16 protein-coding genes are annotated in these 16189 nt (G+C 54.3%); 11 read left to right on the top strand and 5 right to left on the bottom strand.

The window, feature by feature from the left end:
* Positions 1 to 36: 36 nt before the first annotated feature.
* From AC6I8A_RS13450 to ompC, 4 genes are all read left to right on the top strand, one after another.
* Positions 37 to 1497, top strand: coding sequence for an Ig-like domain-containing protein (locus AC6I8A_RS13450; RefSeq protein ID WP_497818666.1), 1461 nt, complete (start codon positions 37 to 39; stop codon positions 1495 to 1497).
* 72 nt (positions 1498 to 1569) lie between these two features.
* Positions 1570 to 3708, top strand: coding sequence for a type I secretion system permease/ATPase (locus AC6I8A_RS13445; protein ID WP_497818665.1), 2139 nt, complete (start codon positions 1570 to 1572; stop codon positions 3706 to 3708).
* Positions 3705 to 4874 (top strand): beta-barrel domain-containing protein, encoded by a 1170-nt coding sequence (locus AC6I8A_RS13440; RefSeq protein ID WP_497818664.1) that lies wholly within the window; start codon positions 3705 to 3707, stop codon positions 4872 to 4874. Before AC6I8A_RS13445 ends, AC6I8A_RS13440 begins: the two co-directional genes overlap by 4 nt.
* Before the next feature lie 598 nt (positions 4875 to 5472).
* Positions 5473 to 6597: a porin OmpC gene (gene ompC, locus AC6I8A_RS13435; RefSeq protein ID WP_101763675.1), complete on the top strand. Its 1125-nt coding sequence runs from the start codon at positions 5473 to 5475 to the stop codon at positions 6595 to 6597.
* 24 nt (positions 6598 to 6621) lie between these two features.
* On the opposite strand, the gene AC6I8A_RS13430 is transcribed toward ompC, so the two are convergent.
* A complete protein-coding gene (locus AC6I8A_RS13430; protein WP_497818663.1) occupies positions 6622 to 7185 on the bottom strand; it encodes a TetR/AcrR family transcriptional regulator in 564 nt (187 codons plus the stop codon).
* 93 nt (positions 7186 to 7278) lie between these two features.
* Between AC6I8A_RS13430 and AC6I8A_RS13425 the strand changes: the two genes are divergently transcribed.
* The gene (locus tag AC6I8A_RS13425; protein WP_497818662.1) at positions 7279 to 7734 is read left to right on the top strand and encodes a nuclear transport factor 2 family protein; all 456 of its coding nucleotides are present in this window, start codon (positions 7279 to 7281) and stop codon (positions 7732 to 7734) included.
* Positions 7735 to 7737: 3 nt separating this feature from the next.
* Here AC6I8A_RS13425 and AC6I8A_RS13420 read toward each other — a convergent pair whose 3' ends face one another.
* Positions 7738 to 7896 (bottom strand): hypothetical protein, encoded by a 159-nt coding sequence (locus tag AC6I8A_RS13420; protein WP_176973727.1) that lies wholly within the window; start codon positions 7894 to 7896, stop codon positions 7738 to 7740.
* A gap of 402 nt (positions 7897 to 8298) precedes the next feature.
* Between AC6I8A_RS13420 and apbE the strand changes: the two genes are divergently transcribed.
* From apbE to AC6I8A_RS13405, 3 genes are all read left to right on the top strand, one after another.
* Positions 8299 to 9336: an FAD:protein FMN transferase ApbE gene (apbE, locus tag AC6I8A_RS13415; RefSeq protein ID WP_265300527.1), complete on the top strand. Its 1038-nt coding sequence runs from the start codon at positions 8299 to 8301 to the stop codon at positions 9334 to 9336.
* Between the two features lie 11 nt (positions 9337 to 9347).
* The gene (gene alkB / locus AC6I8A_RS13410) at positions 9348 to 9989 is read left to right on the top strand and encodes a DNA oxidative demethylase AlkB (protein WP_265300529.1); all 642 of its coding nucleotides are present in this window, start codon (positions 9348 to 9350) and stop codon (positions 9987 to 9989) included.
* A gap of 527 nt (positions 9990 to 10516) precedes the next feature.
* The gene (locus AC6I8A_RS13405; protein ID WP_256696947.1) at positions 10517 to 12169 is read left to right on the top strand and encodes a multidrug ABC transporter permease/ATP-binding protein; all 1653 of its coding nucleotides are present in this window, start codon (positions 10517 to 10519) and stop codon (positions 12167 to 12169) included.
* 156 nt (positions 12170 to 12325) lie between these two features.
* Here AC6I8A_RS13405 and AC6I8A_RS13400 read toward each other — a convergent pair whose 3' ends face one another.
* The 3 genes from AC6I8A_RS13400 to AC6I8A_RS13390 form a co-directional block, all read right to left on the bottom strand.
* Positions 12326 to 13051: a 4'-phosphopantetheinyl transferase family protein gene (locus tag AC6I8A_RS13400; RefSeq protein WP_256696946.1), complete on the bottom strand. Its 726-nt coding sequence runs from the start codon at positions 13049 to 13051 to the stop codon at positions 12326 to 12328.
* Positions 13052 to 13128: 77 nt separating this feature from the next.
* Positions 13129 to 13332, bottom strand: coding sequence for a hypothetical protein (locus tag AC6I8A_RS13395; RefSeq protein ID WP_008105079.1), 204 nt, complete (start codon positions 13330 to 13332; stop codon positions 13129 to 13131).
* Positions 13333 to 13549: 217 nt separating this feature from the next.
* A complete protein-coding gene (locus AC6I8A_RS13390; RefSeq protein WP_497818661.1) occupies positions 13550 to 13780 on the bottom strand; it encodes a hypothetical protein in 231 nt (76 codons plus the stop codon).
* Positions 13781 to 14086: 306 nt separating this feature from the next.
* On the opposite strand from AC6I8A_RS13390, the gene AC6I8A_RS13385 reads away from it, so the two are divergent.
* From AC6I8A_RS13385 to arsC, 3 genes are read left to right on the top strand one after another with little or no spacing between them, the layout of a single operon-like run.
* Complete coding sequence (locus AC6I8A_RS13385; protein WP_256696945.1) at positions 14087 to 14407, top strand: metalloregulator ArsR/SmtB family transcription factor; 321 nt, start codon at positions 14087 to 14089, stop codon at positions 14405 to 14407.
* Positions 14408 to 14448: 41 nt separating this feature from the next.
* Positions 14449 to 15738, top strand: a complete 1290-nt coding sequence (locus AC6I8A_RS13380) for an arsenic transporter (RefSeq protein ID WP_497818660.1) — start codon at positions 14449 to 14451, stop codon at positions 15736 to 15738.
* 13 nt (positions 15739 to 15751) lie between these two features.
* Entirely contained in the window at positions 15752 to 16177 is a 426-nt protein-coding gene (gene arsC / locus AC6I8A_RS13375) for a glutaredoxin-dependent arsenate reductase (RefSeq protein ID WP_256696943.1), read from the top strand.
* The last annotated feature ends 12 nt before the right edge of the window (positions 16178 to 16189 follow it).

Below are 16189 nucleotides of genomic sequence, written 5' to 3'. Positions count from 1 at the left end.
GGCCGCTGCAATAGATTCCCTGTAACGAGGTTACCCATGTCTTTACATCAATCAGAACAACAATTAGCGGCGATTCTACAATCCGCGGTCAGCCTTTATCCGGTGGCAGACGACGCTTCAACTCTGCAAACGCGCAGCGTGGATACCACGCCGCCCGCGCCGCTACGTCCGTATGAACCCATAGCGATGGATGGTGTGATCGCCGCGTGGGAATCCGGCAGGAACATTCACCTGCGTGGTCGCGCCGAATCCGAACCCGGCGCCACCGTGACGATGACCTTTAACGGTGAAAGCTGGCACAGCACGGTGAATAAATGGGGTTACTGGAATGCCTCAATGCCGCCTTCGGTGCTCAACGGATTAGCCGACGGCGCCTATTCGCTGACGCTAACCATCACCGACAAAGCTGGCAACAGCACCAATACGCAGGTGGGCTTCGGGGTTTACGTGGATAAAACCATCAAGCCCACGCTGACGGTGGATCCAATCAGCGGGGATAACGCGGTTAACGTGGCAGAAGGGATTTACGGCGTAGAAGTACACGGCAGCGTCACGCATATGCCGGCGAACAGCCACATTACGGTGATCTTAGCCGGTCAAAAATATATCGGCGGCGTTAACGACAAAGGCGAATGGACCGCCGCCATTCCCTCACAAGATCTTCAGGCATTACAGGATGGCGTTTATAGCCTGAAAGTCAGCGCCACCGATCCCAACGGCAAAACCACCGCTTATCAGCAGGATGTCACCTTAATTACCCACGTCAGCAGTTTGCCGCACATCAGTTTCGATCAGGTCACGGCAGACAACGTGATCAATAAAGAAGAGAGCCAAAACGATCTCACCTTTAGCGGCGACCTCTCGGTGATGGTGCCGGGCCAGCAACTGTTGCTGTGCAGCGGTGATGCGGTCTATCACGCACAGATTGGCAGCGATGGTCACTGGCAGGTAACGATTCCGTCCAGTGACGTAGCGAATTTCATTTCACTGGGCGAAGTGCGTGTATATGCGCAGGATGGCGCCGGCAACAGCACCGACGCATTGCTGGAACTCAACGTGGTCACCAAACTGCCAGACATCTATTACGAAATTGATATTGGCGGCGATACCACGCTGAGTCAGCAGGAAGCACAGCACGATCTCAGTTTCTATCTCGAAGGCGTAAAGGAGTTGACGCTCAACGGTAAAAACTACACGCCGGTCAATGGCATGGTGACCATCAGCGCCGAAGATCTGCAGGCACTGCCGGATGGTGAAGTGTCGCCGCTGGCCACGCGCTGGGATGAGTACGGCAATCACGATACACAGATCATCGAGAACCTGTTCACCGTCGCCACGCATCAGGTGCCGACCGTTACGCTGAATCAGCCGTCAGGCGACAGCGCCGCCGCTCCGCACAGCGATGCGCGCGCCACGGAAAACCACTACAACGCCAGCGATAGCAGCTACACCCTCGCCGATCATCTGCAGCAACATCAGGTTCAGAGCCTGGCGTAATCCGCACATCAGCCGCTAGCGACCTCGGCTAGCGGTTGCCAGCCCACTATCATTTCTCACGGGACAACAGGGATGACTGTACAAGCCTTCAACAGCGACAGCGACAGCGGCATCGCGGCGATGCTGCGCGTGGCGGCACGCTTCGGTAAACCCGCAGACGCCAGCACGCTGCGTCAGCAGATGCGCTGGTTTCAACATCTGGCACCCACGCAACAACTAGAACGTTTAGCCGGGCTGTTAGGCCTGCATTTCATGCTGGTGCCGCATAGCAAACTGCGCTGGCGGCAGGAAATTGTGCCGGTATTGTTGCTGCTGGAAAACGGCAGCGTGGCGTTGATTGAAGAGGTGGATCGCAACGGTGGCGTGCGTTACTGGCTGAGCGAAAGTGGCGATGTGGTGCGCGCAGGTCAGCTGCAGGATTTATTACTTCAGGCCGACATGCAGGTTGGCGTAATTGGCGTGGCGGCACGGGCGCGCGATGCGCGCATCGACGAGTTTGTGCAGCCGTATCAGCCGCACTGGTTCTGGCATAACTTTCGTGGCATGAAGCGGCGCATCGCGGAGATCTGCCTGGCCTCGCTGGTCGGTAACGTGCTGGCGCTGGCGGGCATTTTGTTTTCCATGCAGGTGTACGATCGGGTGATTCCGGCGCAGTCGCAGCCGACGTTGTGGGTGCTGTTTGCCGGTGTGGTGCTGGCGGCGGCGATCGAGTATCTGATTCGCCTGATGCGCACCCAGGTTTCCGATCTGATGGGCAAACGCATCGACCTGAAAATATCCGCCATGCTGTTCGCGCGGGCGATGACTATCCGCAACGAGGCGCGTCCGCGTTCCACCGGCTCCTTTATTGCCCAACTGCGTGAAATTGATCAGGTACGTGAACTGCTGACTTCCACCACGGTGAATGCCGCCGCCGACCTGCCGTTTGTGCTGCTGTTTCTGCTGATCATGGCGTCGATTGGCGGCTCGCTGGTGCTGATTCCGTTACTGGCGATTCCGCTGATTGTCATTCCCGGTTTGCTAGTGCAGATCCCAATGGCGCGGCTGGCGCAGGAAGGGTTGCGTGAAAGCGCGCTGCGTCAGGCGGTGCTGGTGGAAACCCTCGAAGGCGTTGAAGATATCAAAGCGCTGCAAGCGGAACCCTATTTTCAGCGGCAATGGGAGCAAACGCACGAAGTCAGCGCGGCCATCAGCAATCAGCAACGTTTGTGGGGCGCGCGCCTCACCGGTTGGTCGGCCAGCGTGCAGCAGCTCACCTATGCCGGCATGTTAGTGTTTGGTGTCTATCTGGTGCTCGACAATCAGATAACCACCGGCACGCTAGTGGCGTGCAGCTTGCTCTCGTCACGCACCATCGCGCCGCTGATGCAGCTCACCATGGTGTTCTCGCGCTGGCAGCATGCTAAATCGGCAATGAAAGGGCTGGATGAGCTGCTGAAAAAGCCGCTCGACCAACCCGATCACGCCACGCTGGCGCACTGTCCGGTGCTGACCGGCAGCTATCAACTGCAAAACGTGCATTACCACTACGAAGAGGAGAGCGGTAATAGCGTGCTTAACATTCCGCAGCTGCAGATCACGCCCGGCGAACGTGTGGCGATCCTCGGTAAAGTCGGCGCGGGTAAATCGACGCTGCTGAAGATGCTGGCCGGTCAGGCGCGCGCCAGTCAGGGCAAAGTGCTGGTGGACGGCGTCGATCTCACCTGCATCGATCCGGTCGATCTGCGGCGTCAGCTTGGCTGGCTGTCGCAGGATGCACGGCTGTTTTTCGGCACGCTGCGCCAGAACCTGCTGCTCGGTAATCCGCACGCCAGCGAGCAGGAGATGCTGCAGGCGCTGCGCATCAGCGGCGCGCTTGCGCTGGTGCAGCAGGACGCCGCCAGCCTCGATCGCATTATTCACGAAGGCGGACGCGGCCTGTCCGGCGGCCAGCGGCAAATGGTGCTGCTCAGCCGGCTGATTCTGCGCCAGCCGCAGGTGGTGCTGCTGGATGAACCGACGGCGGCGATGGATGAACAGCTGGAAGCGCAGGTGATTCGCCAGCTGGCGCAATGGGTAACCGGGCGCACGCTGGTGCTGGTCACGCATCGTCCCGCGCTGCTATGCATGGTTGATCGCATTATCGTTATGGATAACGGCCGTATTGTGGCTGATGGCGCGCGCGACGAGATTCTGCGTCATGCCGCCAGTAAAAAAGGAGATGCGGCATGAGTGTGGTGCTGTTGGATAAAGATCTGGCGCGGCGTGAACGTCGCACCTCGGCCATCATCTGGCTGTGCGTGGTAGCGCTGCTGCTGTTTCTGCTATGGGCGTACTTAGCGGTGCTGGATGAAGTGACGGTGGGCATCGGCAAAGTCACGCCTTCCAGCCGCGCGCAGATCATTGATAGCCTTGATGGCGGCATCGTCAAACAGCTCGATGTGCACGAAGGCAATATCGTGCAGCGCGGCGAGGTGCTGGCAACGCTCGATCCCACGCGCTTTCAAACCAATTTTGGTGAAGCGATTGCGCGGGTGCGCACGCTGCGCGCCTCCTCTGAACGTTTACAGGCCGAGCTCAGCGACACGCCGCTGAAATTCAGTGCCGATATCCTGCAACATCCCGAGCTGGTGGCGCGTGAAACGCAGCTCTATCAGGCACGGCGGCAGAACTTTATCGAGACCATCGGCAATTTGCAGCAATCCCTCGCGCTAGTGCAGGCAGAACTCAACGTGACGGAACCGCTGATGCTGCGCGGCGCGGCGGGCAAGGTGGACGTGATTCGTCTGCGTCGTCAGGTGAGCGATCTGCGCGGCAAAATCGACGAAGCACGCAACGATTATTATGTGCGCGCTCACGAAGAGCAGGTGAAGAACAACGGTGAGCTAGATGCGCAATTGCAGGTGGCGGCGGGCAAACAGGATCTGCTGACGCGCACCACGCTGACTTCGCCGGTGCGCGGCATTGTGAAAGATGTACGCGTCACCACCGTGGGCGGCGTGCTGGAGCCGGGTGGCAAGCTGATGGAGATTGTGCCGCTGGAGGATCAGCTACTGATTGAGACGCGCATCAATCCGCGCGATATCGGCTATATTCGGCCAGGTTTGCCTGCGGTAGTGAAGATCACCGCTTACGACGCTTCCATCTATGGCGATCTGCGCGGTGAAGTCGAAACCGTCTCGCCCGATACGTTGCAGGACGACGTGCGGCACGACGAATTTTACTATCGCGTCTATGTGCGCACGCAAAAAGCCGAGCTAAGCAATAAAAGCGGACGCAAATTCGCCATCATGCCCGGCATGGTGGCCAATGTTGAAATTAAAACCGGTCAGAAAACCGTCATGGAATATTTACTTAAGCCGCTGAATAAAGCGAAGGAATCACTGCGCGAGCGTTAATAATCTGCACCGATTATTATTGCAGCGATCTTTGTTACGTGCCGAAATTAACATTGCCATTTTAAGACTATGAATTGAACAAAATGTGCGGAAAGAAGCAAATAATGCATAGCGATAATTGCGGTTAATTTAACCCGCATAATTAACTTTACGCAATATAGGGTGACATCTGAATTTCGGGCAAAAAAATGCCGGACCATCTGGTCCGGCGGGAAATTAGGGTAAATCAAAACATTCGGGGTGAATGAAGGTAATAATGAAATAAATGATGATAGCGGGGATAATTGTATGCTCTGGATGGGTTTGAGTTTTGTCATTCAGTGCGGAAATGTAACTCATGTAATTTGATGTTTTTAAAAAATTAAAATATATGTTGTCAAAAAGTGCTATATTTTTTACCTATCTGTGCTGGTTATTAGTTCCCCGTAATTTACATTCTGAAATAACTATTAAATACACTGAAACAGTTTTGGAAATTTAGTAGCATTTTCGTGATAGATTATTGCCCAACATAAAATAACAATGGAGTGCCGGCTGAATTTTTAATCATTCAGTTCGCAGTGGCAAAAATAAAGGCACATTATAGAGGGTAATAAAAATGAAACGTCGCGTTCTCTCCCTGATGATTCCTGCATTGCTGGTGGCAGGATCAGCAAGCGCAGCTGAAATTTACAATAAAGATGGCAACAAATTAGACCTTTACGGCAAAGTGGACGGTCTGCATTATTTTTCTGACAACTCTGGCTCAGACGGTGACCAGTCTTACCTGCGTTTTGGCTTCAAAGGTGAAACTCAGGTGACCGATCAGCTGACCGGTTACGGCCAGTGGGAATACCAGGCTGCACTGAACACCGCAGAGAGCGAAGGCACCGCGAACAGCTATACGCGTGTTGGTTTTGCTGGTCTGAAATTTGGTGATGCAGGTTCATTCGATTACGGCCGTAACTACGGCGTAATGTACGATCTCGGCGCATGGACTGACGTTCTGCCAGAGTTCGGTGGCGATACCTACGGCGCGGACAACTTCCTGTTCCAGCGCAGCAACGGCCTCGCAACCTATCGTAATACCAACTTCTTCGGTTTAGTGGATGGCTGGAACTTCGCGGTTCAGTATCAAGGCAAAAACGATAACCCAACCGAATCTACTGGCTCTGGTCGTGATGTGTTGGGCGAGAACGGTGACGGCTACGGTCTGAGCACCACTTACGATCTGGGTTCAGGTTTCGGTATTGGTGCAGCGATGTTCCAGTCTGACCGTACCAATAACCAGAACGGTAACAATCCACGTACCGCCAACATCCTGGGTCGCGGTGATAAAGCCGAAGCTTACAGCGGCGCGCTGAAGTATGACGCTAACAACGTTTACCTGGCCGCAATGTACAGCCGTTCATACAACGCAACGCGTTTCGGCGCCAGCGATAGCGGCACCGTTTACGGTTACGCCAACAAAGCGGATAACTGGGAATTGGTGGCACAGTACCAGTTCGACTTCGGCCTGCGTCCATCTCTGGCGTTTGTCTCTTCTCGCGGCTCTGACATCGAAGGTTACGGCAGCCAGAACCTGAAGAAATACATTGATGTAGGCGCAACTTACTACTTCAACAAAAACATGTCGACCTACGTTGATTACCAGATCAACCTGCTGGACGACAACAACTTCACCGACGCAGCCGGTATCAATACCGATGACGTCGTAGCACTGGGCTTGGTTTACCAGTTCTAAGGGTGATGGAGCGTGACTTGCCGGTCACGCTCCCGTTTTCAGCAGCGCATCCAGCGCGGCACGCAGCACCTCGACCACCCGTTCCGACTCCTCGCCAATCTGTACCTGCACAATCGCACCCTCAACCAGTAACACAATCTGCGCCGTTTTGACCTGCTGATCGGGCATCAACTTGTCGCTGATCGCCTGCGCCATCTCACGCTTATGTTGACGAATCAGTTCGCTGGCTTCCGCTAACGTGTCGCCCAGCTCCGCAGCGGTATTGATAAACGCACAGCCACGATAATCGTCATCCCTGAACCAGCTCAGTAAAGCCGCGGGCAGCGCATCGATCAATGCCGCGTGCTGATTCAGCGCATGACGAAACGCCAGCATCCAGCGCTGATGGCGCTGCTGTAAAAACGCCAGCACCAACGCATTCTTCGCCGGAAAGTGACGATAGAAAGTCACTTTGGTCACGCCCGCTTCTGCAATCACCTTATCTACGCCGGTGGCGCGAATCCCCTGTTGGTAAAACAGTTGCTGCGCGCACAGCAAGATACGATCGCGCGCGGATGCGCTGGCATCAAAGATCAGAGGTTCAAGCATAAAAAATTCCTTGTGTGCGTGTAGACAGAATTGTCTACATACGGCAGGATGAATCAAGTAGACAGACCTGTCTACATAATCGGGAGAAATAATATGCTGGTGCCACCGTTCAATCAACAAACCGCGTTACATAAAGTCCGCATGGCAGAAGATGCCTGGAACAGCTGCGACGCACAGCGTGTTTCACTGGTGTACAGCGAAGACACGTGCTGGCGTAATCGCAGTGAATTCGTTAATGGACGTGCAGAAGTCGTGACCTTCCTGCAGCGCAAGTGGGTCAAAGAGTTGGATTATCGACTGATCAAAGAGTTATGGGCATGGCACGAAGATAAGCTGGCGGTTCGCTTTGCCTATGAATGGCATGATGACAGCGGTAACTGGTTCCGCAGCTATGGCAATGAGAACTGGCACTTTGGTGCCGATGGTTTGATGATTCAGCGATTCGCCTGCATCAACGATCTGCCGATTCGCGCAGACCAGCGTCTGTTCCACTGGCCAGCTGGCACGCGCCCGGACGATCATCCGGGCCTGAGTGAGTTGGGGCTGTAGCGGTTACTGCATACCGCGCCATTTTTTGGCTTTGGGCGCCGGTTGCGGCGGCGGGTTGGTGATGGCGGTCAGGCTGCCTTCCATCGCGACACCCGCCAGCGTAAAGGCGGAGAAGCTAAGCCAGTGCTGCCATTTACTGTTTTGTGTTTTAGTATTTTCCATTCTGCACCTCGCTGAAGTTCAACTCAGCTTCAACAATGCAGCATTCATGCCAGCGCACCGCTCTCAGCGCCACGCGCCTTGCAGCGACTTTGCTACACTGCGCCAGCGCTGAAGCGGTGCAGAAGGGTGATTTTCTGGTGCAATAATTTAACATCGGCGTGCAGGATAGTGCTGAATCAGGCGATGGCGGTAAGTCTGCCAACATTTGAAGCTGCTATAAATAAATAGCGCGGCGGTAATTGCGACAATCATATAAACCATCTGATGCTCCTGTAGGCATAACGTTGCAGGAAGCGCTTATCCTGTGTCAGCGTTTATCGAACATCAAGCAGCTTTAGACTGCTTTACAAGCGAGTTATGCTTTGTAATTGGCTGTAGTAATGCGTTACAGATGAGGAATTGATGCGTTTTCAGAACATTCTGCTAGTTAGCCTGTTGGCTTTAGGCCTGAGCGGTTGCGAAAAAAACAGCAACCAACCCGCGCTGGTGCTGGAAGGAAAAACCATGGGCACCGTGTGGCGCGTCAGCGTTGCCGGCGTTGAGCCGCAGCGCAAAGCGCAGTTGCAGCAGTTGATTCAGCAACAGCTGGATCGTGATGACGGCGAACTCTCGACATGGAAAAGCGATTCGGTGCTGTCGCGCTTTAATCAGTATCAAGGTAATACTCCGCAGCCGGTAAGTGCTGATATGGCGGATATTGTCACTGAAGCGCTGCGAATTGGGCACAAAACCTCGGGTGCGATGGATATTACCGTCGGCCCGCTGGTTAATCTGTGGGGCTTTGGCCCGACGAAGCAGCCGGCGCACACGCCCAGCGAGGCGGAAATTGCTGCCGCTAAAGCGCTGACCGGCTTGCAGCATCTGCGCGTCATTCAGGGAGTTGACGGCCAATGGCTGCAGAAAGATCTGCCCGGCTTGTATGTTGATCTCTCGACCATGGGCGAAGGTTATGCCACCGATCATCTGGCGCGCCTGATGGAGCAGCAAGGCATCACCGATTATCTGGTTTCGGTGGGCGGCGCGGTATTGAGCCGTGGCGTTAATGCTAATCAGCAGCCGTGGCGCGTGGCGATCCAGAAACCCACCGATCGCGAAAACGCGGTGGAAGCGCGCGTTGATCTGCAAGGGCATGGCATCAGCACTTCCGGCAGCTATCGCAACTATTATGAACTGGACGGCAAACGCATTTCGCACGTCATCGATCCCACCACGGGAAGGCCGATTGAGCACAAGCTGGTTTCGGCGACGGTGATTGCTACCACTGCGCTGGAGGCGGATGGCTGGGATACCGGTTTGATGGTGCTCGGCAGCGAACGTGCTAAAGCGTTGGCGTTAAAAGAGCATCTGGCGGTTTTTTTGATCAGCAAGCAGGGCGACGGCTTTACTCACTGGATGTCGCCGCAGTTTAAAACCTTCCTCATCGATCAGGCATCTCAATAAAGGAGGCGCACATGCTGGATTTATTTAGTGACGAAGCGCCGTGGCAGGAACCGCTGGCGGATGGCGCGGTGATTCTGCGGCGTCGCGCCCGCGATCAGGCTGATACGCTGCTGGGGGCGATTCACGACATCGCCGCTAAAAATCCCTTTGCCCATCGCATCACGCCCGGCGGCCATCGCATGTCGGTGGCGATGACCAACTGCGGCGATTTTGGCTGGTCCACAGATTCACGCGGCTATCAATATACCGAGCAGGACAGTAACAGCGGACACCATTGGCCGCCGATGCCCGCGCTGTTCCGCGAACTGGCGCAGCACACCGCACGCGAAGCGGGTTTTGCCGGTTTCAATCCTGATGCCTGCCTGATTAACCGCTACGAACCCGGCGCAAAACTGACGCTGCATCAGGATAAAGATGAGAAGGATCTGCGCCAGCCGATTGTGTCGGTTTCATTAGGATTGCCTGCAGTGTTCCAGTTCGGTGGTTTCGAACGCGGCGATGCCACCCAGCGTGTGCTGCTGGAACATGGCGATATTGTGGTTTGGGGCGGGCCATCGCGCCTGCGTTATCACGGCATTTTGCCGCTCAAACCCGGTATTCATCCGCAGGCAGGCGCTTTCCGTTTTAACCTGACTTTCCGCCGTGCTTTTTAGCCATTTTTGTGGCGGCGCAATTTATTGCGTAATACATGTTAGTTAAGCCAGTGATGAGGGCGCTGACCGGTGCCACTTTTGGGCCGGCGGTCCTCGCGCCGCTAGCGCGGTTCCTTCACTTCGTTCGTCTGCCTGACGGACCGGCGGAGACGGGACATCCTTGTCCCGGCTCCGCCTTTCGCCCGCGTCCTGCGGGCTCTCCTGGCTTCCTCGCTTCGTTCAGCGCTGCGGAATGCCGGCCCAAAAGTGGCCCCGACCAGCTCCGAACCTTCATTGCGCGTTATTGAAAAGGGCACATTAGCAGAGGCGCTGGCGCGTCTGCTGTGTCAGCGCCCGCACCAGCTTTAAATCGAAATTTCTCCTTATCTGACAAGCATTGCGCAAGTTAATGCGCGATAAATCGCGCCGCTACCAAACAAGCGGCGAGAAACGCTGTGCTCAGACAACTATGAGATGAGAATTATTCTTGCTATCAGCCAAGGCGACATTAAACTGCAGGCTGCTTTATTGACCGCTGGAACCCTTTGATGGCATTGCTGCAAGTCGTTTTTCGCCAGTACCGCTGGCCTTTTATTGGCGTCATTCTTCTCACGTTGTTAAGTGCCGTGCTCGGTATCGGCCTGATTGCCTATATCAATAATGAGCTGATCGTCGCGGTGAATACTTCGATTTCAGTGCTGCCGAGTTTCCTTGGCCAGCTGTTCCTGTTGATGGCAGTGACGCTCGGCTCCCAGCTGGCGTTGACCATGCTGGGCCACCACTTTGTCTGGCGGCTGCGCGGCGAATTCATTAAGCGGATTCTCGATACGCGCGTGGAGCGCATCGAGCAGATCGGCAATGCCCAGCTGCTAGCCGGCCTGACCAGCGATGTGCGCGCCATCACCATCGCCTTCGTGCGTTTACCCGAGCTGATTCAGGGCATCATTATTACGCTCGGTTCGGCGCTTTATCTTGCCTGGCTCTCGCCCAAAATGCTGCTGATTACCTGCCTGTGGCTGGTGGTGACGCTGGTTGGCGGCTGGTTGCTGGTGTCACGGGTTTATCAGCACATGGCAAAGCTGCGTGAAACCGAAGATGATCTGTATCGCGATTTCCAGACCATTATTGAAGGACGTAAAGAGCTGCAGCTCAACCGCGAACGTGCGCAGCTGATTTACGACAGCGTTTATCAGGAAAATGCCAAAAGCTATCGCCACCATATTGTGCGCGCCGATACCTTCCATCTCAGCGCGGTAAACTGGTCGAATATCATGATGTTGGGCGCGATTGGCATCGTGTTCTTTATGGCGAACGGATTAGGATGGGCCAACACGGCGGTGGCGGCAACCTATTCGCTGACGCTGCTGTTCCTGCGCACGCCGTTGCTGGCGGCGGTGGGTGCTTTGCCGACGCTGCTCAGCGCGCAGGTTGCCTTCCGCAAACTCAACACATTCGAACTGGCGCCGTATGAAGAAACCTTCAAGGCGCTGCCAAACGTCAGCGAATGGCAAACGCTGGAGCTGCGCGATGTCTGCTTCCATTATGGTGAGCACGGATTCCAGGTTGGGCCGATCAATCTGACGCTGCGTCGCGGCGAACTGGTGTTCCTGATTGGCGGCAACGGCAGCGGAAAATCGACGCTGGCAATGCTGCTCACTGGCCTTTATCAACCGCAATCGGGCAGTTTACTGTTGGATGGCAAGGTGGTTGACTGGCAAAACCTCGACGCCTATCGCAAACATTTCTCAGCGGTGTTTACCGACGTGCATCTGTTTGATCGCTTGATCGGTGACCAAGGGCAACCAGCCAACCCAACGCTGGTGCAGCAGTGGCTGGAGCGTCTGAAGATGCAAGACAAGCTCAAGCTGGAAGGCAACAGAGTGCTCAATCTGCAACTGTCGAAAGGGCAGAGCAAACGTCTGGCGCTGCTTTTGGCGGCTGCCGAAGAGCGCGACATTCTGCTGCTCGATGAATGGGCGGCGGATCAGGACCCGCATTTCCGTCGTATCTTCTATCGTGAGCTGCTGCCGTGGTTACAGGAATCGGGCAAAACGGTGTTCGCCATCAGCCACGATGATCACTATTTCATTCATGCCGATCGCTTGCTGGAAATGCGCGAAGGTCAGCTGAGTGAGTTGACCGGTAACGAACGCGAGATGGCAACACTGGATGCGGTGCAACGTACCGATACTGGCCATTAGCGCTAGCCGGGAAAGCTTAGCGAAAACCCTTATTGGGCAAGAGGTTGCGGAGTGAGTAAAGTGAATTCCAGCAGAAATCCTCGTTTCTGCATCCCTGGAACACTTTTCTGTCGTCTTGTGTTGTCACCGGCTCGGGTTTATTTCTGAGCCGGTTTTTTATTTTGTCGGTAGCGGATGCGTCAGCAGCGTAATCACGCGGTTTCCAGCGAGCCAGAAACGCGCCTGCAGCAATACTTTCGTGGTGAAATGCCTATCAAAATCCCGACACAAGCGCAGCGTTGCGCGGCCTTGCTGCACGTCCAGCTCTACGACTTCCGCTTGAAGAAAATCCATCGGCTGATGCAACTGCGGCCACAACGCTTTATATACACTCTCTTTCAGTGAAAACAGCAGCGTAGCGGCCTGGGCAAAGGGCAAAGGTTGCGCCAGCAGACGCTGTTTTTCCGCCGTGCTCATCAACATCCCGGCGGTTTCATCAGCGGTTTCCTCCGCCATTATCTGCTCAACGTCCACGCCTACGCACAGTGGTTCGCGCGTCGCAGCCATCACCGCAACGCGGTGCGTGTGCGACAGCGACGCCTGAATGCCGGCGGGCCACAGCGGTGAGCGATCGGGCGCATTACACAATACAAAGTTCGATAAACCTAATTGCGAGAGGTTTTGCTGCACCAGCCAGCGACTCGCCAGATGTTCGGCTTTGCGTTTGGGCACCGCGCTCTGTAGCGACGCGGGCAGCGGCAATTGCCACGCCTGATGCAGTTCGGCATGCCAGTGTTGTTGATCGAATTCACACCAGGCGATCGGTAAGGCATGCAGCGACGTGCCAGCAGCGTGGATAAACGGGGAAGAGGGCAGAGCAAGCGGCGTTTGAGAGGCGAACATAAAAAATCACGGCTGACGGAAAACGTAGTTTTACCAGCCAGCCGGATGGAGAGCAAGCCAAAGGGGCTCGCCTGCTTTTAGTTGTTTGGCGGAATCGCCATTCCTTTAATCTGCACCACGAAGTGCTGATGGCCTTTGGTGATGCGCGCACCGCGATCGCACCAGCGCGAGGCGAGACGGAAGAAATCGTCGCTGCCGATATCGTAAGCCAGTTCAACTTTATTGATACCCGAGTGCAGGAGTTCTTCCGCATCCTGCAGGTTTTTTGCTTTGATGACCATAATGGTTTCCATCGAAAAAACAAGAGACTCAAGAGTAAGAGAATTCTGTGACAGTTTTGTTTCAGTTTGATGAAGTGCTGTCATATTTATCCAAAAATGTGATCTTGCTCGGGTCAGGTTGCTTTCGTTAAGTTACTGATTAAAAGCTAATAATCATTCAAATCCTGGCGATAATCTGATAATGGTTTGCGGTTCAGGCACGGTTAACCTGCCATCCTTAAATCTTCGCATGATTCACGCGTGAAGAAAGCTGTGGATGATTCTCCTTACGTTCGCTAAAGCGATCCGCAAGAGAGTCAGCGTGGCCTTTCAGGATCTGCGTGATTTTGAATAACTCTTCGGCCACATCAACAATCCGATCATCGTACGCCGAGGGTTTCATCCGGCCTTCTTCATCAAATTCCTGCCACGCTTTCGCAATCGATGACTGATTGGGAAGGGTGAACATCCGCATCCATCAACCCAGCACGCGCATCTGATTGACGGCATTGAATGATCGGGACCTGGTTAGCAAGCGAGCGGCGTCTTCTGCCGAGAATCAGCTAAACAGCGTTCACGCACTAAACCGTAAAGAACGAGAAATTTCGCTGGCCGCCCAGGTTCACCGATCTGTTCGGCAATGGAAGGATCAAAATGTTCAGTCACAAGGGCAGGAAATGAGGTCATGTGAAAATCTCCAGACAGTAAATTCAGCCTTTACTTCGAACACATATGAATTATCATATGTATTAAATTTTCACTGGAACCAAAATCGATGCTTCCTGTTCAACTTTTCAAACTGCTTGCCGACGAAACGCGTACGACGATCGTTTTATTATTGCGAGAGGCCGGAGAGTTGTGTGTCTGCGATCTCTGCGCCGTTACCCAACAATCACAGCCAAAGATTTCACGCCACATTGCCTTGCTGCGCGATGCTGAGCTGATTGTGGATCGACGTGAAGGTAAGTGGATTCACTATCGTCTCTCTCCGCATATGCCGGCCTGGGCCGCATCGATTATCGATACGGCCTGGAATAGCCAACGTGAGGACGTGCGTGAGTCGCTGAAGAACGCCGCCGCTACGGGTTGTGAATAATCATTAAACACATTTGATTTTTCGAATGCATTGGAGGCGCGATGTTTCTGGCAGGCGCAATATTTGTTTTGACCATGGTATTTGTCATCTGGCAGCCGCGCGGCCTGAGCATTGGCTGGACGGCAACGATAGGGGCTTTATTGGCGCTGGTGACCGGCGTTATCCAGTTAAACGATATTCCCGCTGTCTGGCATATCGTCTGGAATGCGACGGCTGCTTTTATCGCCGTCATTATCATCAGCTTGTTGCTGGACGAATCCGGTTTTTTTGAGTGGTGCGCTTTGCATGTCGCGCGTTGGGGAAGGGGGCGAGGGCGGCGGCTGTTCACCTATATCGTGTTACTCGGCGCGTGTGTTGCTGCGCTTTTCGCCAATGACGGTGCGGCTCTGATATTGACGCCGATCGTTATCGCCATGCTGCTGGCGCTAGGCTTCAGTAAAGGCGCAACGCTGGCTTTTGTCATGGCAGCCGGATTTATTGCCGATACCGCAAGTTTGCCGCTGATCGTCTCCAATTTGGTTAACATCGTTTCCGCTGATTTCTTCAAACTGGGATTCATCGATTATGCGGCGGTGATGGTTCCGGTTGATATTGCCGCCATCATCGCAACGCTGGTGGTGCTGCACCTTTTCTTCCGCAAAGAGATACCCGCCAGCTATGAGGTTTCACGTCTTAAACTGCCAGCAGAAGCCATCAAAGATCCCGCAACTTTCAAAGCCGGTTGGCTGGTGCTGTTGCTGCTATTAGTGGGTTTTTTCCTGCTGGAGCCGCTGGGTATTCCGGTTAGTGCTATCGCCGCATTGGGCGCGTTAATTCTATTTATCGTTGCCAAAAGAGGTCATGCAATTAACACCGCTAATGTGTTACGCGGCGCACCCTTGCAGATCGTGATTTTCTCGCTGGGCATGTATCTGGTGGTTTATGGCCTCAAAAATGCCGGGCTGACGCAACATCTTACTGACTTGCTCAACTACTTTTCCAGCCAGGGTTTATGGGCTGCCACCTTGGGTACCGGTTTGGTGACGGCGCTGCTTTCATCAGTGATGAACAATATGCCGACGGTACTGATTGGTGCGCTGTCGATTGATGCCAGCACCGCGCAGGGCGTGATAAAGGAAGCGATGATTTATGCCAATGTGATTGGTTGCGACCTTGGACCAAAAATCACGCCGATTGGTAGTCTCGCCACGTTGTTATGGCTGCATGTGCTCGATCAGAAGAACATCAACATTAGCTGGGGTTATTACTTTCGCGTGGGGATCGTGATGACCTTGCCCGTGCTGCTGGTCACCCTGAGTGCGTTGGCCTTGCGCCTGACACTGTCCCATTAAAATGAGAGCAATCATGACCGACATCACCATTTACCACAATCCTGCCTGCGGTACATCGCGCAACACGCTGGCGTTCATTCGCAACAGCGGCATTGAGCCGACCATTATTCTCTATCTTGAAACGCCGCCCAGTCGTGAAAAGCTCAAAGCGTTGATCAGTGCGATGGGTATCAGCGTGCGCTCCTTGCTGCGCAAAAATGTCGAACCTTTTGAGCAACTGGGTTTGGCTGAGGAGAGATTTAATGATGAGCAACTCATCGAGGCGATGTTGAACTATCCCATCCTGATTAACCGCCCGATCGTCGTATCTCCGCTGGGAACACGCTTATGTCGGCCTTCAGAAACGGTACTTGATATTCTTCCCGATGCGCAGCAGGGAGCATTCATCAAAGAAGATGGTGAGAAGGTGATCGATCAGCACGGAAATCGAATCGTTTAGACCAGATCTCAG

The sequence above is a fragment of the Pantoea sp. X-Soil-ISGK-275 genome (assembly GCF_059730795.1).
Note: the sequence above shows the minus strand (reverse complement) of the source record. Positions and strands in the feature narration are given on the sequence as shown.